The sequence below is a fragment of the Rickettsiella endosymbiont of Litargus connexus genome, assembly GCF_964277335.1.
GTDB classification, from domain to species: Bacteria; Pseudomonadota; Gammaproteobacteria; order Diplorickettsiales; family Diplorickettsiaceae; genus Aquirickettsiella; species Aquirickettsiella isopodorum.
On the sequence record NZ_OZ195516.1, the window covers coordinates 1,386,095 to 1,409,866 of the forward strand.

The following is a 23,772-nucleotide window of genomic DNA, read 5'->3' on the forward strand; positions in this document are numbered from 1 at the left end:
ATATCGAATAAAAACGGAGTGTACCTTAAGATGACAATCCCAAAAGAACGCATATTAATTCTCGATTTTGGCTCACAGTATACGCCGTTAATTGCGCGACGCATTCGTGAATTGCATGTTTATTGTGAAATCTATCCTTACGATATCTCAGAATCTGAAATTTTAGCTTTTGCGCCGAAAGGAATTATTTTATCAGGTGGTCCTGAAACCGTTACTTCAGATACCACTCCTCGAGCTCCAAAAATAGTATTTAGCTTAGGCTGTCCAATTTTAGGGATTTGCTATGGAATGCAAACTATGGCTGAGCAACTTGGGGGTAAAGTCGTGTCCTGCGCCAACCGTGAATTCGGATATGCGCCTGCTCTAGTGGCTGCTGAAACTGAACTATTAACTCATATCCGAGATAATCCCCAAAATGAAAAAGATGTATTGTTAGATGTCTGGATGAGTCATGGAGATCATGTTGAACAACTTCCTCCTGGTTTTGTTCTTATATTAAATACTCCTAATACGCCAATTGCTGGTATGGCTGATCCCACACGTGATTTCTACGGCTTGCAATTTCACCCAGAAGTAACACATACCCGCCAAGGGAAAAAAATATTAGCACGCTTTGTAGAAAAAATTTGCCATTGCCAAGCAAGCTGGACAGCACCTAAAATTTTAGAGCATGAGATTGCTGAAATAAAAAAGAAGGTAGGTAATGAAAAGGTATTACTTGCGCTATCAGGTGGTGTCGATTCTACTGTATTAGCTGCATTATTACATAAAGCGATTGGCAAGCAATTACTATGTGTTTTTGTTAATACTGGCTTACTGCGCATCACTGATAAAGACTCTGCGATACAGGCTTTAGCAGATGATATGCATATTTCAGTTGTAAAAATCGACGCTTCTGCGCGCTTTATAGACGTTTTAAAAGGGATAATTGATCCCGAGGAAAAACGTAAAGCTATTGGTAATTTATTTGTTGAAATATTCGAAACTGAAGCCAGTAAACATTCAGATATCGCTTGGTTAGCACAAGGCACCATCTATTCTGACGTCATTGAGTCTGCTGGGACAAGCACTCAAAAAGCGCATGCTATTAAATCTCATCATAATGTAGGTGGGCTTCCAGATACACTTAAACTTAAGTTATTGGAACCCTTACGTGAGCTATTTAAGGATGAAGTGTGTGAATTGGGTATAGAATTAGGTTTGCCGCCCGATCTAGTATACAAACATCCTTTCCCAGGTCCTGGATTAGCAATTCGAATATTAGGCGAAGTAACCCAAGAAAAAGTAGACTTATTGCGTAAAGCTGATCTTATCTTAATTGAAGAACTTCGTAGACAAAATTATTATCATAAAACAAGCCAGGCTTTTTGTGTTTTCTTACCGATTAATTCTGTTGGGGTTATTGGAGATGCTCGTCAATATGCTCCAATTATTGCAATCCGTGCTATTGAGACTATAGATTTTATGACTGCTCGATGGGCTAATCTGCCTTATCAATTACTCGAGACTGTATCAAATCGAATTATTAATGAGGTGCGTGGAATTTCCAGGGTAGTTTATGATATTTCGGGAAAACCTCCTGCGACCATAGAATGGGAGTAAAAGCAAGCTATATTCACAGCAATTAGATTTTTGACAGAGTATACTTTGACTTTAACTTATCTGTTCAATAGACTTCACTTATTCACACTTCATAGAAGTAGCGACTTAAACTATGCTGCAACTTATTAAAAACTGGTTTACACGATACTTTCTTGACCCAGAATTGGCTATTTTATGGTTATTCCTATTATTTATTATTATCGTTTTTTCCTCTTTAGGAAAAATTTTAGCTCCTGTGTTTGTCAGTGTCGTTATGGCTTATTTATTACAATGGCCTATTAGCTCCTTAGAAAAGCTCCGTTTACCACGAATCGCTGCGGTTTTAGGAGTGTATATTAGTTTTGTGGGCTTAGTTATCCTGGCAATTGTGGGTTTGTTACCGTTATTATTTCGCCAATTAAGTAACTTAATCGCTGAACTCCCTGCCATGGCTGCAAAAGGCCAAGCGCTACTTTTGTATCTTCCCACTCGTTACCCAGGCTATACATCTGCCAGTCAAATTCAAGAATGGATTACTCAGTTTAAGGCTGAATTAACCCATTCTGGACAAGGAATATTATCTGCTTCACTAGGTTATATTCCCAATATTATTGCCTTTACCATTTATTTTGTATTAGTCCCTTTGCTAGTCTATTTTTTCTTACTCGATGAAAAAAAAATAATCACCTGGCTGACTCAGTATTTACCTGAAAAGCGTCGATTAATTTCTCAAATCTGGACAGAAGTTCTTGCCCAAACAGGTAATTATGTCAGAGGGAAAGCTTTAGAGATGCTGATAGTCTGGATAGTTACTTATCTTTCATTTGCAATACTTGGTCTCCAGTACGCGATATTACTCAGTGTATTAGTTGGGATCTCAGTGATTATTCCTTACATAGGAGCAGTTATGGTAACTATTCCTGTTCTTATTATCGGATTTTTAGAATGGGGATGGACAGCGCATTTTGCCTATCTAGTTGCAGTTTACACTTTAATTATCACATTAGACGCTAATGTATTAGTACCCTTTTTATTTTCTGAAGCAGTTGATTTGCATCCAGTAACTATCATTATTGCTGTACTTATCTTCGGAGGTTTACTAGGATTCTGGGGAGTATTTTTTGCTATACCTCTAGCTAGTGTGGTAAAAGCTATTCTAAATGCTATTTCTTACAAAAAAATACATACACATAAAAATAAACTATGTTAATGGCCTATTAACTTAATTCAGCAACTGCTTGTAAAACTGCTACTACATGACCAGGTACTTTTACCTGTCTCCACTCCTGACACAAAATACCTTGTTTATCAATCAAAAAAGTACTTCTCTCTATTCCGCGAGTTTTTTTGCCATACATCATTTTTTCTTTTAATACGCTATATAAGTGACATACTTTTTCATCAACATCGGATAATAATTCAAAAGGAAATTGCTGTTCTGTCTTGAATTTTTTATGAAGCTTCAAGCTATCTCGTGATACTCCTAAAATTATTGTATTTAAAGAAGCAAATTTTTTATAATTTTCTGAAAAATCTTTTCCTTCCTGCGTACATCCTGAGGTGCAATCTTTAGGATAAAAATACAAAACCACATTCTTACCCAGTAAACTCTTTAAATCTATCATTTTACCGCTAGTAGCGGGTAAACTAAAATCAGGTGCAGGTTTATTTATAACTAACATATTGGCAAATCATATTAAAGGAAAATAGATTTAATTTTTTTGAGGTTCCATAGCCACATCAAAATTGTGTTCATCACAAAATACGATAAAATGTTCGCGAAAATCTGCAACTAAATGCGGCGGTTGCGCCGGAAAACCAAAAGACAATGAAATTCCCAACATTGCTGCTTCAGTTATCGGGGCTTTATAGGATTCTATATGAAGATTATACAATGTTACCTGTTGTTCTGATAAAAAATGAGTAATCTTAGCTAAAACATTAGGTATATCGGGAGCAACAATATAAGATGAATAAGGGAAATTATCCGGTTGTGCACTACGAACTTGCGTACGCTCAACTAAAACATGACCTTCGAATTTTTTTATGAGCGTTTCAAATCTAGCAATGGTATTCCAGGCTCCCCCAATCAGCAAGGTCATAGTCACATGCTTTGCTGTGGTATTTACACGCGCATCAACAATATGGCAACCGCTATGAGCAACCATTCGAAATACTTGATCAGTAAGCTGATTTTCATTAAGGCCTAGGACAACAACAACCAGGTTTTCCATAAATATTAATCATGTTTTTCTAACGAGCCGGTAGTCTATTCTTTTTTAAGCAGGTTGTCACTAGGGGATCAGATTGACCTAGCTGGGCTTCACTTTCATATTAGATTCAGGTTTACGTAAATCTATATATCCTCAATGATAACTCAAAATCCTTAAGAGAACGTTTTTAAAACTGGTGGAGGCGGTGGGAATCGAACCCACGTCCGCAAGCCCGCTGCCTTTGGCACTACATGTTTAGTACAATCTTTAAGTTTAATCGATCCATCTCCGATTGACAGGGAATTGACCGACGATTCTGTTTGATTTTAGTAGTTTTCGCCTCAGAAGGGGCTAGACTACGAGCTTGTCAGTTATGACCACTACCTCCACATACAAGCCTATGGAGTTCATGGCGCCGGCTGCTGTTTAGGCAGCACTAACGTTACTAAATTAACTACCGATTAGGCAGCAATAGCAACGTCTTTAGCGTTATAGTTAGCATCGTTTGCAACTATAGATTTACAACATGATTAACGAGGCAAAGTTGCGTCCTCGACATGCACCTTAGGGTTTGTAACCGACGTCGAAGCCAGATCGCCCCCAAGTGTTTATTATACCTCATTTATAGCATGCTTTCTTGTTAAGCCTGAAAAATAGAGCTAAAAAGTTAAATGTAGGTATTAATCTTACCTGGAATAACGTCCTAAACGCATTTTTTCCCGCTGCCAGTCTCTTTCCTTGATACTAGCTCGCTTGTCATGCTCTTGTTTACCCTTTGCTAAACCTACTTCTAGCTTAACTCGATTCTTTTTCCAATAAAGCTTTAATGCGATTAGCGTATACCCTTTACGCATAATGCTTCCGGAAAATTTGCTTAGTTCTCGTTCATTGAGTAATAACTTACGCGTACGGGTTGGATCCGGGCGGCTATGATTTGTAGACACTGTTGCGAGCGGAGTAATATGACACCCTAAAAGCCATGCTTCGCCATTTTTTAATACGACATAGCTCTCTGTCAACTGAGCCCGTCCACTACGAAGACTTTTGACTTCCCAGCCTTGTAAAACTAACCCAGCCTCGATAGATTGCTCAATAAAATAATCATGGCGGGCGCGTCTATTTAATGCAATAGTTGTGGCTTGCAATGCTTTCTTAGAATTCATGGGATATACTCAAATTATTAGCAATCATAGCTCTCAAGCATAGCAAACCTAGGAACGATAGTCGCCCTGAACCTTAATTATGCCAATTATTCAACATTCGTTAGAAGTACCTTACAATGTGTCAGAAATGTATGATCTTGTGAATCACATTGAAAAATACAGTGAATTTCTTCCCTGGTGTACCGAAAGTAAAGTTATCAGTCAGGATGAAGATAATATAGAGGCTCGTCTTACTTTAACTGGAGGGGGACTATCTAAAAGTTTCACCACATCTAACCGCATGCAAAAAGACAAATTGATTGAAATTAACCTTATCAACGGTCCATTTAAACATTTAGAAGGCTATTGGTCATTTGAAACGACACCACGTGGATCAAAAATCAATTTAAATTTGGAATTTGAATTTTCTACGCGTTTACTCGCGCTTGCTTTTTCTCCTATTTTTGAGAGAGTAGCTAATACGTTAGTAGAAGCTTTTTCCAATCGTGCCAAGCAGGTTTATGGGGATCGCCAATTTGAAAATAACATTCATCAACAAGACAACGTATAAACATGTCATTTTTTTCAGTTGAAGTCGTATTTGCTGATCATCAGCAACAAAAAATTATACAAATCTCAGTCCCTCCTGCTACTTGCGTATCAACTGCCATAAAACTTTCGGGTATTTTATTAGATTTCCCTCATATTAATCTAAACCAAAATAAGGTGGGTATTTTTGGAAAATTATGCAATTTGGATACTAAAGTAACCGCTGGGGATAGAATAGAAATTTATCAGTCGCTGCGAATAGATCCTAAAAAAATTAGAATTAATCGTGCTAAAAAACAAAAAACTTCTTAATGCGTTTATAAATATTTTACTAGCACCTTAAACATTTTAATTAAGAACTGATTTTTCAATGTGTTGTAATCGTCCGTTGGAAAATAGAAGTGTAACGCGCCTTTGAATAGGCTCACTATGCCCTGGCTGGAAAAAATAAATATAATCTTGACGATCCGGTTGAAAAGGTGCCTGTAATACGCAGCTACCCAATAGATAACGAACTTGTTCCTTGGTCATACCGAGTTCTAGCTGATCTATGGTAGACTGCTGCAGTATATTCCCTTGCTGGATATCTGGCCGATAGACAATATGGCAACCAGAAATCACTAATGTTAACAACACACTTAAAAACAACTTTTTCATAAAAATATCATCACTAAAAATAAAGCCGTAACCACAATCTCTATATTAATTTAAAAAAAAATAAGAAAAAAAGTTTAATTAACTTAAAATCACCCAATACTTATTACTAATCGAGGAGTTTAGAGATAGTCTAATGGATAATCAACAACTACGCCAAGCGGGTTTAAAAGTAACTGGTCCTAGATTAAAAATACTTGAATTACTTGAGCAAGCTAAAACTCGTCATTTAAGCGCTGAAGATATCTATAAAACCTTATTGGAATCGGGTGAAGACATAGGGTTAGCCACAGTCTATCGAGTATTAACTCAATTTGAAAGAGCAGGTTTGGTGAAGCGTCAAAACTTTGAAGATGCCTATTCGGTATTTGAATTGAATCAGGGCCCCCATCATGATCATTTAGTCTGTATCAAGTGCGGAAAAGTTGATGAATTTGTTGATAAAATTATCGAGCAACGCCAAAAGATTGTAGCAAAACAAGCTAATTATCAAATGACAGACCATAGTCTAATTATTTATGGTGTTTGTAATAAGTGCTCAAAAAAAACAAAAGCTTAGATTAATTAAAAGTTTCGAGTAATGTAAACAATCTTACTAATCTACTTCTAGAATCTTTAGCGTATTAGTACCACCGGTAGTTTTTAATAAATCCCCATAAGTGATTAGAACCTGTTCTCCTTTTTTTAAAACCTCATGTTTCTTTAATTTCTTAATAGCTAATTGACTGATATTTTCTTTATGCATTTTATCAATATTAAAATATAAGGGATATACACCGCGATATAATGCTAATCGGCGTGTCGTTTTTAAACTATGCGCTAAACCATAGATAGGTATTCCAGAACGAATCCGAGACATCCATAAAGGTGTAGCACCTGACTCAGTTAAAGCAATGATAGCTTTAATATCATAATGATTGGCTGTGTACATAGCGGCCATGGCAATCGCTTCATCAGGACGGTAGAATTGACATTCTACTCGATGCCCAGATACACGCGTTTTAGCTTGTTTTTCTGCGCCTAAACAAATACGTGCCATAGCTGTAACCACTAATGCAGGGTGATCTCCTGTAGCTGTTTCCGCAGATAACATAACGGCGTCGGTACCATCTAATACCGCATTCGCGACATCAAAAACTTCTGCTCGCGTGGGAATAGCATTATGAATCATTGATTCCATCATCTGGGTTGCGGTTATCACTGCTTTATCTAAAGATCGTGCCCGCTGGATGATATGTTTTTGCACCGCTGGTAATTCAGCATCCCCAATTTCCACACCTAAATCACCACGAGCCACCATTACTGCATCGGAAGCACGGATAATTTCATCAATAACAGGAATGGCATCACTACGTTCTATTTTTGCAATCAAACCGGCATGGCCTTTAGCTCTCTTTAATAAATTTCGAGCTAAATTCATATCCGCTGCACTGCGTGGGAAAGAAATAGCAATATAATCAGCATCTAATTTCACAGCGGTTTTTAAATCTTTTTTATCTTTTTCAGTTAAAGCTTCAGCTGAAATACCTCCTCCTTTTCGATTAATTCCTTTATTATTGGATAGCCTCCCACCTACCTCTACATTACAAAATATTTTATTTTTCTGAACTTTTTTAACTTTGAATACTAAACGTCCATCATCAAGCAGTAATAAGTCTCCCCGACGCACATCTCGTGGTAATTCTTTATAATCAATGCCTACTGCAAATTCATCTCCTCCATTTTTATCTAAATCTGCATCTAAAATAAACAACGCATCTTTTTTTAAAAAAATAGCACCTGTTTTAAAACGCGCAATACGGATTTTTGGCCCTTGTAAATCTGCTATAATGGCAATTTCTCGACCTGCTACTTTTGCACATTCTCGAACATAATTAGCTCGTTTAATATGATCTTCTGCTTTACCGTGAGAAAAATTCAATCTCACGACATCTAAACCTGCCTCTATCATGGCTTGTAATACACCTGTCCGATCGGTTGCAGGACCTAACGTAGCCACAATCTTGGTTCGTTTAAATCGTTTCATTATGATGATCCTTCCTGCTACGTTCTTCTAATATCACTAGAGCAGGCAAAGTTTTTCCTTGTATAAATTCAAGAAAAGCCCCACCACCCGTCGATATATAAGAAATTTTATCGGCAATACCATATTTTTCGATGGCTGCTAAAGTATCGCCACCCCCTGCGATAGAAAAAGCAGGACTATTGGCAATAGCATGACTCAAGGCACGTGTTCCTTGTTCAAAAGGAACCATTTCGAAAACTCCAAGGGGACCATTCCATAAAATACTCGCTGCCCGCTGTACATACTCGGTATAACGTTTTATTGACTCTGGTCCAACATCTAAAATCATTTCATCATTTTTTATTTTAGTTAACTTTTTAACGGTGGCTTTTGCATTATCAGAGATTTCGCTAGCCACAATAACATCCGAAGGGAGCACAATCTCAACTTTTAATTGCTTTGATAAATCTAAAAGTTTTTTTGCCTCTTTAACCAATTCAACTTCATATAAGGATCGACCTACAGAATAACCTTGTGCAAGTAAAAAGGTATTGGCAATTCCTCCACCAAGAATCAAAAAATTCACTTTATTAAGTAAAGACGTTAATAGCATTAGTTTAGTAGAAACCTTCGCACCACCGACAATGGCTAATAAGGGTCTAGCTGGATTTTCCAATGCTAAACTCAATGCTTTTAACTCTGATGTTAGTAATAACCCTATACAAACTTGTGGTGAGAATTGTGCAACTCCTACAGTGGATGCTTCACTGCGATGTGCTGTAGCAAATGCATCCATGACAAAAATATCACCCAATTTTGAAATTTTTTTCGCTAAAATAGAATCGTTTTTCTTTTCCCCTCTTTGAAATCTAACATTTTCACATAGAACAACTTCCCCAGGTGAAATCTCAAATCCCTCTAGCCAATTAGCAACAAATCTAACTGGCTGTCCCAATAGCTTCTTTAATCGTGTTGCGATTGGGGCTAAAGAAAGTTCAGGGGTAACATAACCTTCTATTGGTCTATCTAAATGGGAAAGTAAAATAACAGCCCCACCTTTTTTTAAGGCATATTGAATCGTTGGTAATGCCGCTTTTATACGCGCATCACTCATAATCATGCCCTTATTAAGGGGCACATTAAAATCTTCTCTGATGAGAACACGTTTGTTTTGTAAATCTAAATTTTCTAAACGGGTTAAATACATAAAAACCAAAAGCTATTTCGCTTCAGTTAGAAAAAATGTAATTAAAATCCAAAACTTTCTTCGTAAGACTAAAGGTATACACCTTTCTATTTAGCCAATCTCATTGAAGCATGTTCGGTTTCCAAACTTCCATTATCTTGAGGAGCATGGATCGGATCAATTCTAGAACAAAAAGCATATTTAGATAAATATATATAAGCATCTTTTATATACCCATCTTTGCTAAATTTTAACCATGGGTTCTCTTTCTTAGTACTATCTGCTGGAAGGGCTTTAGTAGTATGCTGAAAAAGCCGGTCTTGAAATTCATCGTCCGACTCATCAACAGAGCGAGATTGCATTCTCAATAGCATATAACTCTCTTGCAACTTCCTAGAATGCTCTTCTGGATTACTTGCAATTGCTTCATGCAACTCATTTATAGCTTTAAGTATCGCTTCACGCAGTTGTGCAGCTACATATTTAGGATTAGGAGATTCTCCCTGAGAAAAAAACAAATCGCTATAAGCAATCAATTTGTTTAATCGGTTAGAACCACTTGGCGGGGCAAATTTTAATCCGTCCAACTTATCCCTATGCTTTTTTTCATCGAGTTTGCGCTTACGTGCTTGAACCGAATTTGATAGTTCAACCATATGGACTTCTCTTTATTATATATAATGACTCTTCATGTTAACATTATCATTGATTGTTTCCAAGCGAGGCTACGCTTAGTCTTAACGTCAATTTCGTTTAGATATTTTCTTGAAGATCAGTATTGCCTCCCCTTAAATTTAAGGATATTTTTGTGCACATGACATCTTTACATGGCTTACGTACGCTCATAACCCGACCGATTCATCAAGCACAAGATTTGGCAGTACAAACTCGATTCTCAGGGGGTAGTGTCATCCATTTTCCAACGTTAGACATTATCGGCCCTAAGAACATAAAAAAAGTGGTATTAGGTATAAGAAAACTTAATCAATACGATTTGGTCATCTTTATCAGCCCAAATGCGGTCTTCAAAGCAGCTGATTATATTCACGATATTTGGCCATCTTGGCCTAAAAATCTCAAAACTATTGCCACAGGTGCCGGAACTGCCCTATCTTTAAAACAGCATAATCTGCCTTGCGATAACTATCCAGAAAAAGATTTTAATGGTATAGGCTTATTAAAGCTTATTGCTTTACAGAATATAAAACAAAAAAAGATTCTAATCATTAAGGGAGAAGGTGGTCGACACGCTCTAGCTAAAGGCTTAAAAGATCGAGGGGCTCAAATTGATAATTTAAACGTTTACAGGCGACAGCTACCAAAAATTGATAAAAACAACATTCCTTATCAGGACGCAATTGATGTCATTATTTGTACGAGTCATAGCGGATTAAAAAATCTAGTTCGCTTATTGTATCCTTACTGGCAAGATATTTTATTTAAAAAACAATTGCTCGTCATTAGTCCTCGACTAGCTGATAGTGCTAAGAAACTAGGTTTTGTCAAACCACCCTTAATATCGGATAATGCAACAAATGCGGCTATACTCCAGCAATTGGATTTTTGGCAAGGTGCCTCGAGAATGAAGCAACCGGAATGTATTCAAGATACATGAGATTGCGGGTTGAACGGCAATGCAGAATAAAATTCAAGTGCAAAGAGTCTACCTTACAAACTCTGTTTTCCTGGCGGGAGCAATCACTATGGAATCACAGCCCACACCGAACTTAGAAGAAACAGAAATAAAAACAAAAACCCAAAAAAATAAACCTTTACGTTCTAAAAGCTGTTCCATTGCTTGGTGCGCTATAGGATTGTTGCTCATCACCTGGGTTGGTTTATTTTTAGGATTAAGTTTTTTTTGGTTAAAAAACAAAGAACGACTTAGCGAATATCAACGTCAACTATCGATCATACAAACACAGATCTCCCAAAATCAAGCTGATGGTAAAAATCTTCAGCAACACATCGCACAATTACAAAATTTTATAGAACAAAAATTCTCAGCTAACGATAATGCTATATTGCTTGCTAATGTTAAGCAACTGATACAGTTAGCCCAATATAATTTGGTTTATTTTCACGATACTGACAATGCTCTGTCTGCACTGACGCTAGCTGATAAACAATTAGGTACCATAATAAGTCCGGATATTCGATTAGAAAATCTTCACCAGTTGTTAACTCAATACTTAACTCGCTTAAAAGCCTTGCCCCACATTGACTTGGCAACTACCTTAGGCCAGATACAGACTTTAAAAGCACAAATTACGCAATTGCCTTTATTGACAATATCTAATTCTGCTACAGCAAAACCTGATGTTACAACCAGTAACTCTTCGGAAAATAAATGGATACGTATGCTGCAAAATAGCTTAAATAGCTTCCGACAGCTAATCGTTATTCGACGCTTAAATAAACCTATAGAACCTTTATTACCAGAAAAAGAACAACAATATTTGCAACACAACCTGCTATTATTATTACAACAAGCTCAATGGGCATTAATACATCATGAAGCAACTATTTATCAATCCAGTTTGCAAGAAATTCAAGAAAATATAAAAGATCATTTTGCATCTGGCTCACCTATTACACAAACAGCTATACAAAATATTGAACAATTAAAACAAATCGATTTACAAACTCCGTCTCTTGATTTAAATCCACTACTCGAGGCCATTTCAATTATCAAAAAGACACCCACTAATACTAACGTTACTCCTGTAGTTACCGCTAATCAAAAGGAACCCTCTTGATGCATCGGTTTTTTATCTTTTTATTGGTTCTTGCTCTTTCAGTTTGGCTCGGAGTTAAAATCACTCTCGATCCGGGTTATATCTTGATTACTTGGCATCAACTTGCCTTAGAAATGCCACTATGGCTAGCTATCTTAATTCTAACCATTAGCTTTATTTTAATTTATTATTTAATTCGATTTATTAGCTATTTATTCATGCTCCCAAAACAATGGCGTCAAAATTTAGACATAAAACGCTGCAAAAAAACCATGGCATCAGATGATCAACGCTTATTTTCTTCTATTTATCAAAAACCACAAAACTGGCATCGTATTTTAGAAATTCTGCCTCAATTAGAAAATAAAACCTGGGTATCTAAAGAACAAAAGCAACAATTACAACAAGAATGTTATGAAAATTTACTAAGTGAAGAAAAATATACCTACAATTTATCAACGCTTGAGAACCTATGGGACAATTTATCAACAAAATTAAAAAAAGATCCTTTGCTTTTAAATTTTTATATTCAAGGTCTTATAAGACATCATGAAGATACGAAAGCTGAATCGTTAATAATAAAGCAATTAAAAAGACAATGGTTCGGCCCCCTCGTTTCAACCTATAGTCTTATTAAAAGCATCAACCCTGCCCGCCAACTAGCAATAGCAGAAAAATGGCTTAAAAAACATCCTGATGATCCTTATCTTTTATTAAGTTTAGGTCGTCTTTGTAAGCAGAGAAAATTATGGGGGAAAGCTCGGGATTATTTAGAAAAAAGTTTAATCTATGATTCTTCTAATTCAGAAGCTTATCTGGAATTAGGTGAATTATTGGAAGGTCTGGAGGAACCACTGCAAGCTTTAGCATGGTTTAAAAAAGGATTAACAAAATATACCTCTCACACTTAAGGTGTGCATCTTTCTCATTCAACCGCTTGAGTTGAAACAGATATAATTATATTTTTGTCAGATCATAGACACATCTTTTTAATATAGTAGTAACAGGCCAACCTCTCAAAACACGTCCTGAAAAAGGGGACCACTGGCATTTAGTACTAAGATGTTTATCTTCGACCCTCTTTGCTAAGGATAAATCAACTAGCACACAATCCTCTGGATAATCTGGCAAATGGAATATTTTTTTTGCTCGACGATAAGTTAATTCGACTATATTGTTTAAAGTAAGTAAACCTCGATGATACGCCTCCAGTAACAATGGTAAAGTAGTTTCTATACCCGGCACGCCAGATGGGCACATACCATAAGATCTCGCTTTTTCTTCTAGGGTATGTGGTGCATGATCCGAACCTATGGTATCAATAACCCCCGATTTTATTGCGGTAAATAATGCCTTCTGATGTTCAGAAGTTCGCAAAGGTGGATTCATCACTGCTTTGCCATTTAAGCTAATATAATCTGTCAAATTTAAAAACAAGTGATGCGGAGTTGTTTCAGCAAAAACAGGAAGGCCTTCTTCTTTAGCGTGTGCAATTAAATCAATTTCTTGGCGCGTACTAATATGTAAAATATATAAACGCGTCCCATATTCACGTACTAGCTGAATGGCTTTTTTTACCGCTAATATGGCCGCTGTTTCATCGCGAATTTTTGAATGTATCGAATAATTTTGTAGTCCAGTAAATTTTTTTTCATTTTCTTTTAATCGCCGCTCATCTTCCGCATGAACCGCAACTAACATATTTTCTTCAGCCGCTATTTTAAAAATAGCGTGTAAACTCTCGTCATCATCGATAACTAGACCTCCTGTGCTACACCCCATAAAAACTTTAATGCCAATTACCTGATCTTTTACTTTTTTTATCTCATTTAAATGATGTTTATCTGCGCCAAAAAATAAATGGTAACGTAAAGGTATTTTTGCTTCTTTTAATTGTTGATCAATCAGCACTTTTTTTTCTTCTAAGGCAGCTTGTGTAACCGTGGGAGGCAAGGTATTAGGCATATCAAAAACAGTGGTATAGCCGCCCTTTATACTAGCCTTAGCAGCAGTTTTCCAATCTTCTTTGTATTCCAAACCAGGAGTTCGAAAGTGCACATGGGGATCGATTAATCCCGGTAATAATAATAAATGGCTCGCAACAATAGTTATTTCTTGTTCACTATCGATAGTAATATTTTGGCGTTGATTTTCTATAGTCAGAATATTATTTATCTGTATCATAAACAAATTTCTTCAACTTGATCGCGATCAAATTGTTTCTCGCAATAAAAACAACGAAGCTTTACTTGAGTCGAAGATCCTTCTAATTTAAAATAGCCTTTTGATTCAATGTGATTAATACAGTTTTGGTTAGGACACACCAATACATCACGTATAGTTTTAGGCAATTCACAGCTAAACTTTTCGCTAACTTTGAAATTTTCAATTCGGCTAATCGTAGCGCCAGGAGCAAAGATTGCGACATGCTCAATTTCCTGTGAAGAAAGTAATCGATTTTCAATTTTAATTAAATCTTTCAATTTTAAAGATGTACTTCGCAAATTTAAGCCTAAAGTAACACGTTGTTTACTATTCACCACGTGTAATAAACGCATAATTTTAAGTGACTGCCCCGCCGGAATATGGTCGATGACGATACCATTATCAATCGCAGAAACCGAACGAGTTTTGATCATAAATTTTATCCAAAAAAATCGTTTAAAACGTTACCTTATCAAGTAATAGCGATAAAACAGCTTGTCTGATATAAACTGCATTAACAACTTGTTTAAAATATAAAGCGTAAGGTGTTTCATCAACAGCTTTATCAATCTCACGCCCGCGGGGTAAGGGATGTAGAATATTCAAATTAGTTTTAACTTTTTTTAACTTATCTGGTGTCAGAATATATTGATCTTCAAATAGCTGATGTTCTGATTGTGTAAACCTTTCTTGCTGTAACCGAGTCATATATAAAATATCTATTTTAGAAATCACTTCATCTAGGCTTGAGTGAAAAGAAAATCGAATACCTTTATGTTTCAATTCATCGCAGATTACTTCTGGCAAGGTTAATAACGAAGGTGAAATTAGAAATAATCTCATGTTAAATAAAGCGCAAAGTTGCACTAAAGAATGTACGGCACGTCCGTACTTTAAATCGCCTACCAATGCAATCGATAATCCTTCCAAATTTCCTTGCATTTCTTGAATAGTGAATAAATCGGCTAGGGCTTGTGTAGGATGTTGATTTGCGCCATCTCCTGCATTTATTACGGATTTATTAGAAATCTCTGCAGCTAAACGTGCCGATCCCTCGAGTGGATGTCGAATGATAATAAGGTCCGCATAATAAGAAATCGTTTTGATGGTATCTTGTAAATCTTCACCTTTTTGGATAGAAGTATTTTCACTGCCCGAAAACCCGATGACTTGCCCTCCCAAACGTAAGGTAGCTGTCTCAAATGATAAACGGGTACGCGTTGAAGGTTCAAAAAAACAATGAGCAATTATTTTATCAAGTAAAAATTTTTTAGATAAGCTGTTCTTAAATTTTTTAGCAAGATTTAATATACTATTCACTTCACTTAAAGCAAGATCACGAATTGATATAATATCTTTTTTACGTAATACTTTAGACATAATTCACTCACATTCAAATTAATAATATATCCGACTGATATTTCTGTTTTCATCTATCCATTCTTTTTTAGAACCAAACTTTGCCAAGACTCAACAGGTAATTCTTTTCCCCACAAGCTGACTAAACATTGCAAAATTATCAGTGCAATCTGAGCATTAGTAATTAAAGGAATATGATGATCAATAGCTAAACGTCGAATTAAAAAACCATCAGTTTGCTGTAAACCTGTCATAGAACTGGGTATATTGATAATTGTGGATACTTTACGTTGCGTAATTAAATCTCTAATATTCGGTTTTTTAGCTTCGCTAGTCTTGTTAACAAAATATGAGGCTATACCATGTTGAGATAAAAATTGATGCGTTCCTTCTGTGCTGTAAACAAGCCAACCTTGATCATCAAGTTGTTTGATCCAAGGTAAAAGCTTGATCTTATAGCTATCTGCAATGCTTAATAACAATTTCTTTTCTGCGATATTTTGATCCGTTGCTAACCATGCTTTATAAAAAGCTTCTACTAAATCCTCCGCAATACATGCCACTTCACCCGTAGATGCCATTTCAACTTGAGCGACAGGATTGGAACCTTTTAAACGACTATAAGAAAATTGTGCTGCTTTGACACCCACATAATCCAGCTCTAAAGTTTCGTAATGTTTTGCTTGGTGCTTATTCAGCATTACTTCGGTGGCTATTTGGATGAAATTATGGCCTGTCACTTTAGAAACAAAAGGAAAAGAACGCGATGCTCGCAAATTACATTCAATAACCTGAATATCATTATTTTTAGCAATAAATTGAATATTAAATGGCCCCGTGATGTGTAAAGCCTTTACAATTTTACGAGCTATACTTTTAGTGCGGCGTATGGTTTCTAAATACAACTTCTGAGGTGGCAACACAACCGTTGCATCTCCCGAATGGACACCCGCATTCTCGATATGCTCTGAAATGGCTTCAATAACAATATCACCTTGTTTAGCAACACCGTCTATTTCTAATTCTTTTGCTTCTTGAACAAATTTAGAGATCACCACCGGGTGATCTTGTGAAACATGCGCAGCTGCTTGTAAATGCTGATCTAAAGATTCCGGATCAAAAACCACATTCATCGCAGAGCCAGACAAAATATAAGAAGGTCTAATTAATACGGGATAACCGACTTTAGCTGCAAAGCTTTTTGCTTTACTCAAACTAGTAATTCTTTCCCAAGAAGGCTGATCAACGTTAAGCGTATTTAATAAGGCAGAAAATTTTTCTCGGTTTTCAGCATAATCAATAAAGATCGGATCCGTTCCCAATAAATGGTAACCCTCTTTAGCTAATGGTACAGCTAAATTATTAGCAATTTGTCCTCCTACTGAAACAATAATGCCCTTTGCTGACTCAAAATCCACAATATCTTGTACACGCTCAAAAGTAAGCTGTTCAAAGTACAATCGATCCGATTCATCATAATCTGTAGAAACGGTTTCAGGGTTTGAGTTAATAATAATGGCGGTTTCATTTAAATGACGTAAAGTCTGCGAGGTATTAACTGCACACCAATCAAACTCGACAGAGGATCCTATCGAATAAGGCCCTGAACCTAACACAATGATAGGTCGTCGCTTAGCAGGAGAAATATCATGTTCAACCGCATGATAGCTTAGGTAAAGATAATTCGTTTGCGCGGCGAATTCCCCAGCTAATGTATCTATTTGCTTCACAAAAGGCGTAATACCATATCTTAAACGTAAAGCTCGAATTTGTTTTATCGACTTATTTTTTGTTTTAGCAATAAAACTATCTGAAAATCCTGCTTGTTTTAATTGACATAAAAGTTTTTTATTCAACTTACGAAAATTTAATTGTCTTTCTAATTCTGTGAGCTGGTGTATCTGCGCCAAAAACCAAAAATTAATCTGGGATAAACGTTCAGCTTGTGAGATTGAACCACCATTTTTAAAAAATTGATATAAAGCAAATAAACGTCTATCGGTGGCAAATTGTATTTCTTTACGCGGATTATCAATTTTTTCTGGATAATCCATTAAGCAAGTAGCTCCTTTATTTAACATTCCCACTGCTTTTTGTAATGCTTCCGGAAAAGAACGACCAATTGCCATCACTTCGCCGACACTCTTCATTTCAGTGCCAATCGTTCTTTCAGCCGCTTTTAATTTATGTGTATCCCAACGTGGAATTTTTACTACGATATAGTCCAATGCCGGTTCAAAATAAGCACTTGTCACCTGAGTAACACTATTTTTTATTTCATATAACTGATAACCCAATGCTAACTTAGTGGCAATGAAAGCTAATGGATAACCGGTTGCTTTCGACGCTAATGCACTGGATCGCGATAAACGCGCATTCATTTCTATAACTCGGTAATCACCATTTTTTGGGTTAACCGCAAATTGGATATTACATTCGCCAATAATGTTAAAATGTTCGGCAACTTGTAAAGCCATATTGCGTAATAATTGATGTTGTTCATTACTTAAAGTCTGTGCTGGCGCGACAACGATACTTTCTCCCGTATGGACACCCATTGCATCCATATTTTCCATGTTACAAATAGTTAATCTATTTCCACATTGATCGCGAACAATTTCATACTCAAATTCCTTCCATCCAAATAAATATTCTTCTATTAAAATTTGCGGTGCGGTGGCTAAACTTTCCTGGGCACGCTGTTCAAGTATTTCTCGATGCGTAATTTTCCCAGAACCTAATCCTCCTAAGGAAAAACCTGAACGTAACATAATGGGATAACCTATCTTTTCTGCTGCTTTCAGCGCTTCAGCAGTAGTTTTGACTGCAAAACTAAGTGGTGTTTTAATTTTTATCTTCGCTAAAGCCGCTTTAAAAAGATCTCTGTCTTCGGTTTGACGTATCGATGCAATAGATGTGCCTAATACCGCCACCTTGTATTTTTTTAATATACCTCTATCCTCTAAATCTAAACCTAAATTAAGAGCAGTTTGGCCACCAAAACCCAGTAAAATTCCATCTGGTTTTTCTTTAATGATAACTCGCTTCACGGTATCCAAATTTAGCGGTTGCAAATAAATTTTATCCGCTAAATTTGCATCCGTTTGTATGGTAGCTATGTTCGGGTTTATTAATACCGAATTAATTTTTTCTTCTTTGAGTGCTTTAATGGCTTGTGAACCGGAATAATCAAACTCTCCCGCTTGACCTATTCTTAAACCACCAGAACCTAAAATCAGAATTTTTTTACCCTTGTATCGTTGTATTTTCATAATTTTTATAACATGCGATAAAAACGTTCAAATAACCATTGTGTATCCGTGGGCCCAGGCATGGCTTCAGGATGAAATTGTACAGAGAAAAAAGGATCTTTCTTATGCTCAATTCCTGCAACCGTTCCATCATTTAAATTTCGAAATAATATCCGCCAATCCTTAGGCAATGTTTTTTCGTTCACCGCATAACCATGATTTTGTGAAGTCAAATAACATTGCTGAGTAGGCAAATAGATACAGGGTTGATTTTGAGAACGATGACCAAAAATTAACTTATAGGTTTTAGCACCGACTGCTAAAGCCATTAATTGTGTCCCTAAACAAATACCGAAACAAGGCTTCTTTTTTGCTAAAGCCTTTTTTAAAATAGCTACCGTTTTTTTACATAATTGCGGATCACCGGGACCATTGGAGATAAAAACGCCATCATAATCTTCCTGACTATAATCATAATCATAAGGAACTCGTTTAATTTTTAGTGGAAATTTTAATAAACAACGTAAAATATTTTCTTTTAAGCCACAATCTACAACAATTATTTTTTTTCTGCCTTTACCATAATGAAGAGGTTCGGTAATTGTTACCTGTTTTACCCAATCGATAGATTCAAATTCAATAAAATCCTTTTCAGGTTTTTTTAATTGGGTAATAATTCCTGGCGTTACTCCATTAACTCTTAAGCAATGTGTTAAAGCACGCGTATCAACGCCAGTAATAAAGGATATATTTTCAATTTCTAGCCAATTTAGTAATGAACGTTGTGCAGTATGATTTGAATAAAAGGCCGCTAGTTCGGAAATAATCACTCCTTTTACTTGAATTTTGTTAGATTCCCAAGTATTCGGTGCAGAAACACCATAATTTCCTATCAAGGGGTAGGTAAAACATAATATCTGTCCTGCATAAGAAGGGTCTGTTAAAGACTCAACATAACCTAACATTCCCGTATTAAATATAACTTCACCAGAAACTTCAGTTGTTTGGCTTGATGGAATATATCCCATAAAGCTTTCACCTGTTTTTAATATTAAATGTGCTGAAACTAATTTTTTCATGCTCTCGTTCGTTGGTGAAATTGGGCAGCAAGATAAGGGTTCCACATCATTCCAGTTGCTGAAAGAGCTATATCAGCCCCTGCATTAAAAAAATCATTAAAGTGTTCAGATAAAGTAATTCCACCCATACCTAAAATAACTAAATTTAATTTTTCAGTTTGATTAATTTGCACTAATTTTTTAACAGCTTGCAATGCTAACCGACGAATCGGATAACCGGAAACTCCACTATAAATTCTTTTTCCAAATGCAGGATGATGATTTTTATTCAATACACGCATACTAATGGAATTGATAGCACTTATCCCACTTGCGCCAGCACGTGCTGCGGAAATTAATAAATTAATGGGGGAGTGATGTTCATGAATCAAACCTAATTTTAGTAATATGGGAACATCGCGTACGCATTTCACAACATAAGCGGTTATTTGCGATATATATTCAACACTCCAATAAAGAGGCTCTCCTGAATTCATTAAATTGGGACATGAAAAATTTAACTCTATAATATCGGCACCTGCTTCTTTAGCCATCAACGCGGCTGCGGTAAAATCTTTTGACATCGATTGCAGTGAATCACCTTCACCATAAACAGACACAATCAACACTTGGCCCTCTGCTAAAGAGTTTTTTGCAAAAGCGATATCTTGCATAACTACTATGGGTTCCAAACAGCCATTACCAAAGGAATTACTAATAGCAATTTTGTGACTTATTTTTTCAGGTGTATCCTTGGTAAAAAGAGTTTCTTTTAAATCAGAACAATCAAATAATTTTTCACATTCGAGATGGACAATATTAGGTAATGGGTGCGTAGGATAGGCTTGATTTCGTATTGTTTTATAAGTTAATACATCAAAACCTAGTTTGGCTAATAATGCAACACCTTTCCCGGTTGTTACTGCGCATGCCGCTGCACCGATTTTTGAGGCTAAAGAATAGCCTAATAAAGAAACCCATTGCGTTTTATCTGACCAAACGCGTGTTGGTAGTTTTATTGATGGAAAAGAAGGATTGCTGAAGTTTTCTTCAAAAGTTCTATTAATGTCATAGAGAGGCGATGGAACGCTCAACATGTGATATAGTTAAAAATAATTTTGACTATTTAAACCGATTTTCCACAAAATACCAAGTTTTTTATAAAAATTCTGTGGTTGGTGCCGAGAAGAGGACTCGAACCTCCAAGGGTTTCCCCACAAGTACCTGAAACTTGCGTGTCTACCAATTCCACCACCTCGGCAATTTATTTCTAGAGGGGTATTATTTATTTTATTCGTTTATTTTGCTTAGTGGATAGCCTGCTTCTAACCAAGCTCGCAAGCCACCTTGCAAAGAAGCGACCTGGCAATAACCCATTTTTTGTAAATTATCTGCCGCCAAGCAAGATCGGAAACCCCCGCTACAATAAACAACAATCTCTACTTCAAAATCTGAAATGTATTTCTCAATATCACGCTCAATGATTCCCTTACTAAGAGGAATTGCATGAGCAATCGATCCTTGTTGAAGTTCATCTCGCTCACGTACATCAATTAAATAAAAAGCAGCTTGATTATTAATTTTTTCATTTAAATCAAGCGCTGTTAACTCTTTTATATGAGGTTTTATTTTATTAACTAATTTTATAAAGCCTGATGTAGGTTGCTTTTGATTGATCACGAATGTATTTCATTTTCCATTTCTGTTTCTATATCTTTCATGGTTAAACGAATTCGGCCTTGTCTATCTATCTCTAGTACTTTGACTTTGACAATTTGGCCTTCGCTTAATACATCACTCACTTGCTCAACACGCTCTTTAGAAATTTGTGAAATATGTACTAAACCGTCACGACCAGGTAATACGTTAACAAAAGCACCAAAATCAGTCAGTTTAACAATTGCACCTTCATAAGTACGACCCACTTCTACTTCTGCCGTCACTTTTCTAATACGATCTATTGCATTTTGGCAAGCTTGTAAATCAGATGTCGAGATTCTAACGACTCCATCATCACTAATATCGATTAAGGTTCCTGTCTCTTCAGTAATAGATCGAATTGTTGCTCCACCTTTTCCAATTAAATCACGTATTTTTTCAGGATTTATTTTTAAAGTGGTTATACGTGGTGCATAAGGAGAAACTTCTATGCGTGGTTCAGCTAAAGTTTCTTGCATGATACTTAATATATGAAGACGGCCCTCTTTTGCTTGATTTAATGCTGCTTGCAAAATTTCCTCGGTAATACCATCAATTTTAATATCCATTTGCAATGCTGTAACACCATCAACAGTACCTGCAACTTTAAAATCCATATCTCCCAAATGATCTTCGTCACCTAAAATATCAGTTAATACTGCGAATTGCTCTCCTTCTTTAATTAGGCCCATTGCAATACCCGCTACGTGTTTCTTTAAAGGGACACCTGCATCCATTAAGGCTATACTCGCACCACAGACGGTTGCCATAGAACTGGAACCATTTGATTCGGTAATTTCAGAAACAACACGTAAAACATAAGGAAAATCGGACTCGCTAGGTAATACCGCACGTAAAGCGCGTTTTGCTAAGTTGCCGTGTCCGATTTCGCGTCGTTTAGGGCTACCCATTTGGCCGGTTTCACCTACGCTATAGGGGGGGAAATTATAATGAAGCATAAATGTTTCTCGTCCCTCACCATCCAACGCCTCTACCGTTTGCGCATCTCTATCTGTACCTAAGGTAGTCACAACTAACGCTTGCGTTTCGCCTCTAGTAAATAAAGCTGAACCATGAGTACGTGGTAAAAGTCCTGGTAGAATAGTAATAGGACGAACGGTTCTCTTGTCACGCCCATCAATGCGTGTTTCACCCGATAAAATCCGACCACGTACTATTTTTTCTTCTAAATTTGCTAATAGTACTTGAATAGCTTTAGTAGTAATTCCTTTTTCTTCATCTAACCATTGTGCAATAGCACTCTCTTGTATTTCTTCTAACCTCACTTTACGCGAAAATTTTTCTGGAACTTGGTAAGCTTCAATTAATGACGTTTCAACAGATTGGATCATTTCTTGCTCAACACTGGCATCCAGTTCAGATGCTGACGTTTTCACATCCCAAGCGGGCTTGCCTGCTTCTGCCGCAAGCTCTTTTATAGCTTGAATGACACCTTGCATTTGTTGATGTCCAAATAAAATAGCATTTAACATTATTTCTTCGGAAAGTTCAGCCGCTTGAGATTCCACCATTAATACCGCTTTTTCAGTAGCCGCAACGACCAAATCTAAATCTGATGTTTCAAGTTGTTTAAAGCTTGGATTTAAAATGTATTGTCCTTCCGAATAAGCTACTCTTACTGCAGCTATTGGGCCTTTAAAAGGGAGGCCTGATAAAGCTAAAGCAGCAGAAGCACCAATTAAAGCAGGTATATCTGCGTTAATATCTGGGTCTGAGGATAAGACAGTCGCAACAATTTGCACTTCATTATGAAAATCTTCTGGAAATAAAGGACGAATCGGTCTATCAATTAACCGCGAAGTTAATATCTCCTTTTCAGAAGGGCGGCCCTCCCGTTTAAAGTAACCGCCGGGAATTCGCCCAGCTGCATAAGTTCGCTCTTGATATTGAACCGTCAATGGAAAAAAATCTCGTTCCTCACCTGCTTGTCGTTTCTTGCCCACTACAGTTACTAAAACAGTTGTACCGCCTAAGCTCACAACAACAGATGCTGTAGCTTGGCGTGCAATTGCTCCAGTTTCTAAAATAATTTTTTGCAAACCTAACTGAACGACTTTCTTTATAGAATTAATTAAAGTTGACACGCTTACATTCCCTCAAAAAAAACAAAAT

Annotated in this window: 23 protein-coding genes, 1 tRNA gene and 1 other RNA gene; 8 read left to right on the forward strand and 17 right to left on the reverse strand. The window is 36.5% G+C overall.

The features are described from left to right. The first annotated feature begins 30 nt into the window (after positions 1–30). Together guaA and ACICP9_RS06135 are read left to right on the forward strand one after the other, a co-directional pair. Positions 31–1,602: a glutamine-hydrolyzing GMP synthase gene (gene guaA / locus ACICP9_RS06130; RefSeq protein ID WP_071662797.1), complete on the forward strand. Its 1,572-nt coding sequence runs from the start codon at positions 31–33 to the stop codon at positions 1,600–1,602. A 112-nt stretch (positions 1,603–1,714) separates the two neighbouring features. Beyond that, the gene (locus tag ACICP9_RS06135; protein ID WP_395497607.1) at positions 1,715–2,791 is read left to right on the forward strand and encodes an AI-2E family transporter; all 1,077 of its coding nucleotides are present in this window, start codon (positions 1,715–1,717) and stop codon (positions 2,789–2,791) included. 7 nt (positions 2,792–2,798) lie between these two features. On the opposite strand, the gene ACICP9_RS06140 is transcribed toward ACICP9_RS06135, so the two are convergent. From ACICP9_RS06140 to smpB, 4 genes are all read right to left on the reverse strand, one after another. Further along, complete coding sequence (locus ACICP9_RS06140) at positions 2,799–3,263, reverse strand: peroxiredoxin (RefSeq protein WP_071662799.1); 465 nt, start codon at positions 3,261–3,263, stop codon at positions 2,799–2,801. A 30-nt stretch (positions 3,264–3,293) separates the two neighbouring features. Continuing rightward, positions 3,294–3,815: a glycine cleavage system protein R gene (locus tag ACICP9_RS06145; protein WP_071662800.1), complete on the reverse strand. Its 522-nt coding sequence runs from the start codon at positions 3,813–3,815 to the stop codon at positions 3,294–3,296. A 173-nt stretch (positions 3,816–3,988) separates the two neighbouring features. Continuing rightward, positions 3,989–4,396, reverse strand: a transfer-messenger RNA (tmRNA) gene (gene ssrA / locus ACICP9_RS06150). Between the two features lie 84 nt (positions 4,397–4,480). Beyond that, positions 4,481–4,957, reverse strand: coding sequence for an SsrA-binding protein SmpB (gene smpB, locus ACICP9_RS06155; RefSeq protein ID WP_071662801.1), 477 nt, complete (start codon positions 4,955–4,957; stop codon positions 4,481–4,483). A 79-nt stretch (positions 4,958–5,036) separates the two neighbouring features. Between smpB and ACICP9_RS06160 the strand changes: the two genes are divergently transcribed. Continuing rightward, entirely contained in the window at positions 5,037–5,507 is a 471-nt protein-coding gene (locus ACICP9_RS06160) for a type II toxin-antitoxin system RatA family toxin (RefSeq protein ID WP_071662802.1), read from the forward strand. A 2-nt stretch (positions 5,508–5,509) separates the two neighbouring features. Then, on the forward strand, positions 5,510–5,797 hold the full coding sequence (locus ACICP9_RS06165) for an RnfH family protein (RefSeq protein ID WP_071662803.1): 288 nt from the start codon (positions 5,510–5,512) through the stop codon (positions 5,795–5,797). A gap of 36 nt (positions 5,798–5,833) precedes the next feature. On the opposite strand, the gene ACICP9_RS06170 is transcribed toward ACICP9_RS06165, so the two are convergent. Then, on the reverse strand, positions 5,834–6,142 hold the full coding sequence (locus tag ACICP9_RS06170) for an outer membrane protein assembly factor BamE (protein WP_395497611.1): 309 nt from the start codon (positions 6,140–6,142) through the stop codon (positions 5,834–5,836). Positions 6,143–6,275: 133 nt separating this feature from the next. Here ACICP9_RS06170 and fur point away from each other — a divergent pair, with 133 nt between their 5' ends. Next, entirely contained in the window at positions 6,276–6,698 is a 423-nt protein-coding gene (gene fur, locus ACICP9_RS06175; RefSeq protein WP_071662805.1) for a ferric iron uptake transcriptional regulator, read from the forward strand. 36 nt (positions 6,699–6,734) lie between these two features. Here the strand turns inward: fur and pyk are convergent, their stop codons facing one another. The 3 genes from pyk to ACICP9_RS06190 all read right to left on the reverse strand — a co-directional run bounded on the left by pyk (position 6,735) and on the right by ACICP9_RS06190 (position 9,986). Beyond that, a complete protein-coding gene (gene pyk / locus ACICP9_RS06180; RefSeq protein ID WP_395497613.1) occupies positions 6,735–8,165 on the reverse strand; it encodes a pyruvate kinase in 1,431 nt (476 codons plus the stop codon). Then, on the reverse strand, positions 8,152–9,351 hold the full coding sequence (locus tag ACICP9_RS06185; protein ID WP_395497615.1) for a phosphoglycerate kinase: 1,200 nt from the start codon (positions 9,349–9,351) through the stop codon (positions 8,152–8,154). Before ACICP9_RS06185 ends, pyk begins: the two co-directional genes overlap by 14 nt. 86 nt (positions 9,352–9,437) lie before the next feature. Continuing rightward, the gene (locus ACICP9_RS06190) at positions 9,438–9,986 is read right to left on the reverse strand and encodes a hypothetical protein (RefSeq protein WP_395497617.1); all 549 of its coding nucleotides are present in this window, start codon (positions 9,984–9,986) and stop codon (positions 9,438–9,440) included. A 158-nt stretch (positions 9,987–10,144) separates the two neighbouring features. Between ACICP9_RS06190 and ACICP9_RS06195 the strand changes: the two genes are divergently transcribed. The 3 genes from ACICP9_RS06195 (at position 10,145) to ACICP9_RS06205 (ending at position 12,979) form a co-directional block, all read left to right on the forward strand. Next, positions 10,145–10,945, forward strand: a complete 801-nt coding sequence (locus ACICP9_RS06195) for a uroporphyrinogen-III synthase (protein WP_395497619.1) — start codon at positions 10,145–10,147, stop codon at positions 10,943–10,945. Between the two features lie 88 nt (positions 10,946–11,033). Continuing rightward, complete coding sequence (locus ACICP9_RS06200) at positions 11,034–12,089, forward strand: uroporphyrinogen-III C-methyltransferase (RefSeq protein ID WP_395497621.1); 1,056 nt, start codon at positions 11,034–11,036, stop codon at positions 12,087–12,089. Beyond that, positions 12,089–12,979 (forward strand): heme biosynthesis HemY N-terminal domain-containing protein, encoded by an 891-nt coding sequence (locus tag ACICP9_RS06205; RefSeq protein ID WP_395497623.1) that lies wholly within the window; start codon positions 12,089–12,091, stop codon positions 12,977–12,979. Before ACICP9_RS06200 ends, ACICP9_RS06205 begins: the two co-directional genes overlap by 1 nt. A gap of 46 nt (positions 12,980–13,025) precedes the next feature. On the opposite strand, the gene ACICP9_RS06210 is transcribed toward ACICP9_RS06205, so the two are convergent. The 9 genes from ACICP9_RS06210 to pnp all read right to left on the reverse strand — a co-directional run bounded on the left by ACICP9_RS06210 (position 13,026) and on the right by pnp (position 23,732). Continuing rightward, the gene (locus ACICP9_RS06210; RefSeq protein ID WP_395497625.1) at positions 13,026–14,252 is read right to left on the reverse strand and encodes a dihydroorotase family protein; all 1,227 of its coding nucleotides are present in this window, start codon (positions 14,250–14,252) and stop codon (positions 13,026–13,028) included. Then, complete coding sequence (pyrI, locus tag ACICP9_RS06215; RefSeq protein WP_395497627.1) at positions 14,249–14,707, reverse strand: aspartate carbamoyltransferase regulatory subunit; 459 nt, start codon at positions 14,705–14,707, stop codon at positions 14,249–14,251. Before pyrI ends, ACICP9_RS06210 begins: the two co-directional genes overlap by 4 nt. A gap of 22 nt (positions 14,708–14,729) precedes the next feature. After that, positions 14,730–15,653, reverse strand: coding sequence for an aspartate carbamoyltransferase (gene pyrB, locus ACICP9_RS06220; protein ID WP_395497629.1), 924 nt, complete (start codon positions 15,651–15,653; stop codon positions 14,730–14,732). A gap of 53 nt (positions 15,654–15,706) precedes the next feature. Beyond that, positions 15,707–18,904 carry a carbamoyl-phosphate synthase (glutamine-hydrolyzing) large subunit gene (gene carB, locus ACICP9_RS06225; protein ID WP_395497631.1) on the reverse strand — a complete coding sequence of 1,066 codons (3,198 nt, stop codon included), beginning with the start codon at positions 18,902–18,904 and terminating at the stop codon, positions 15,707–15,709. 5 nt (positions 18,905–18,909) lie between these two features. Continuing rightward, a complete protein-coding gene (gene carA / locus ACICP9_RS06230; RefSeq protein WP_395497633.1) occupies positions 18,910–19,962 on the reverse strand; it encodes a glutamine-hydrolyzing carbamoyl-phosphate synthase small subunit in 1,053 nt (350 codons plus the stop codon). Next, positions 19,959–21,038, reverse strand: a complete 1,080-nt coding sequence (locus tag ACICP9_RS06235) for a tRNA-dihydrouridine synthase (protein WP_395497635.1) — start codon at positions 21,036–21,038, stop codon at positions 19,959–19,961. The genes carA and ACICP9_RS06235 overlap by 4 nt, the downstream gene beginning before the upstream one ends. Before the next feature lie 79 nt (positions 21,039–21,117). Then, positions 21,118–21,202, reverse strand: a tRNA-Leu gene (locus ACICP9_RS06240). A gap of 29 nt (positions 21,203–21,231) precedes the next feature. Then, positions 21,232–21,618 (reverse strand): rhodanese-like domain-containing protein, encoded by a 387-nt coding sequence (locus ACICP9_RS06245; protein ID WP_395498942.1) that lies wholly within the window; start codon positions 21,616–21,618, stop codon positions 21,232–21,234. Beyond that, entirely contained in the window at positions 21,618–23,732 is a 2,115-nt protein-coding gene (pnp, locus tag ACICP9_RS06250; RefSeq protein WP_395498944.1) for a polyribonucleotide nucleotidyltransferase, read from the reverse strand. Before pnp ends, ACICP9_RS06245 begins: the two co-directional genes overlap by 1 nt. Between the last annotated feature and the right edge of the window lie 40 nt (positions 23,733–23,772).

Bases quoted from the DNA above. Each gene is read 5' to 3' on its own strand.
- guaA (WP_071662797.1), top strand. From the start codon at position 31: ATGACAATCCCAAAAGAACGCATATTAATTCTCGATTTTGGCTCACAG.
- ACICP9_RS06135 (WP_395497607.1), top strand. From the start codon at position 1,715: ATGCTGCAACTTATTAAAAACTGGTTTACACGATACTTTCTTGACCCA.
- ACICP9_RS06140 (WP_071662799.1), bottom strand. From the start codon at position 3,263: ATGTTAGTTATAAATAAACCTGCACCTGATTTTAGTTTACCCGCTACT.
- ACICP9_RS06145 (WP_071662800.1), bottom strand. From the start codon at position 3,815: ATGGAAAACCTGGTTGTTGTTGTCCTAGGCCTTAATGAAAATCAGCTT.
- smpB (WP_071662801.1), bottom strand. From the start codon at position 4,957: ATGAATTCTAAGAAAGCATTGCAAGCCACAACTATTGCATTAAATAGA.
- ACICP9_RS06160 (WP_071662802.1), top strand. From the start codon at position 5,037: ATGCCAATTATTCAACATTCGTTAGAAGTACCTTACAATGTGTCAGAA.
- ACICP9_RS06165 (WP_071662803.1), top strand. From the start codon at position 5,510: ATGTCATTTTTTTCAGTTGAAGTCGTATTTGCTGATCATCAGCAACAA.
- ACICP9_RS06170 (WP_395497611.1), bottom strand. From the start codon at position 6,142: ATGAAAAAGTTGTTTTTAAGTGTGTTGTTAACATTAGTGATTTCTGGT.
- fur (WP_071662805.1), top strand. From the start codon at position 6,276: ATGGATAATCAACAACTACGCCAAGCGGGTTTAAAAGTAACTGGTCCT.
- pyk (WP_395497613.1), bottom strand. From the start codon at position 8,165: ATGAAACGATTTAAACGAACCAAGATTGTGGCTACGTTAGGTCCTGCA.
- ACICP9_RS06185 (WP_395497615.1), bottom strand. From the start codon at position 9,351: ATGTATTTAACCCGTTTAGAAAATTTAGATTTACAAAACAAACGTGTT.
- ACICP9_RS06190 (WP_395497617.1), bottom strand. From the start codon at position 9,986: ATGGTTGAACTATCAAATTCGGTTCAAGCACGTAAGCGCAAACTCGAT.
- ACICP9_RS06195 (WP_395497619.1), top strand. From the start codon at position 10,145: ATGACATCTTTACATGGCTTACGTACGCTCATAACCCGACCGATTCAT.
- ACICP9_RS06200 (WP_395497621.1), top strand. From the start codon at position 11,034: ATGGAATCACAGCCCACACCGAACTTAGAAGAAACAGAAATAAAAACA.
- ACICP9_RS06205 (WP_395497623.1), top strand. From the start codon at position 12,089: ATGCATCGGTTTTTTATCTTTTTATTGGTTCTTGCTCTTTCAGTTTGG.
- ACICP9_RS06210 (WP_395497625.1), bottom strand. From the start codon at position 14,252: ATGATACAGATAAATAATATTCTGACTATAGAAAATCAACGCCAAAAT.
- pyrI (WP_395497627.1), bottom strand. From the start codon at position 14,707: ATGATCAAAACTCGTTCGGTTTCTGCGATTGATAATGGTATCGTCATC.
- pyrB (WP_395497629.1), bottom strand. From the start codon at position 15,653: ATGTCTAAAGTATTACGTAAAAAAGATATTATATCAATTCGTGATCTT.
- carB (WP_395497631.1), bottom strand. From the start codon at position 18,904: ATGAAAATACAACGATACAAGGGTAAAAAAATTCTGATTTTAGGTTCT.
- carA (WP_395497633.1), bottom strand. From the start codon at position 19,962: ATGAAAAAATTAGTTTCAGCACATTTAATATTAAAAACAGGTGAAAGC.
- ACICP9_RS06235 (WP_395497635.1), bottom strand. From the start codon at position 21,038: ATGTTGAGCGTTCCATCGCCTCTCTATGACATTAATAGAACTTTTGAA.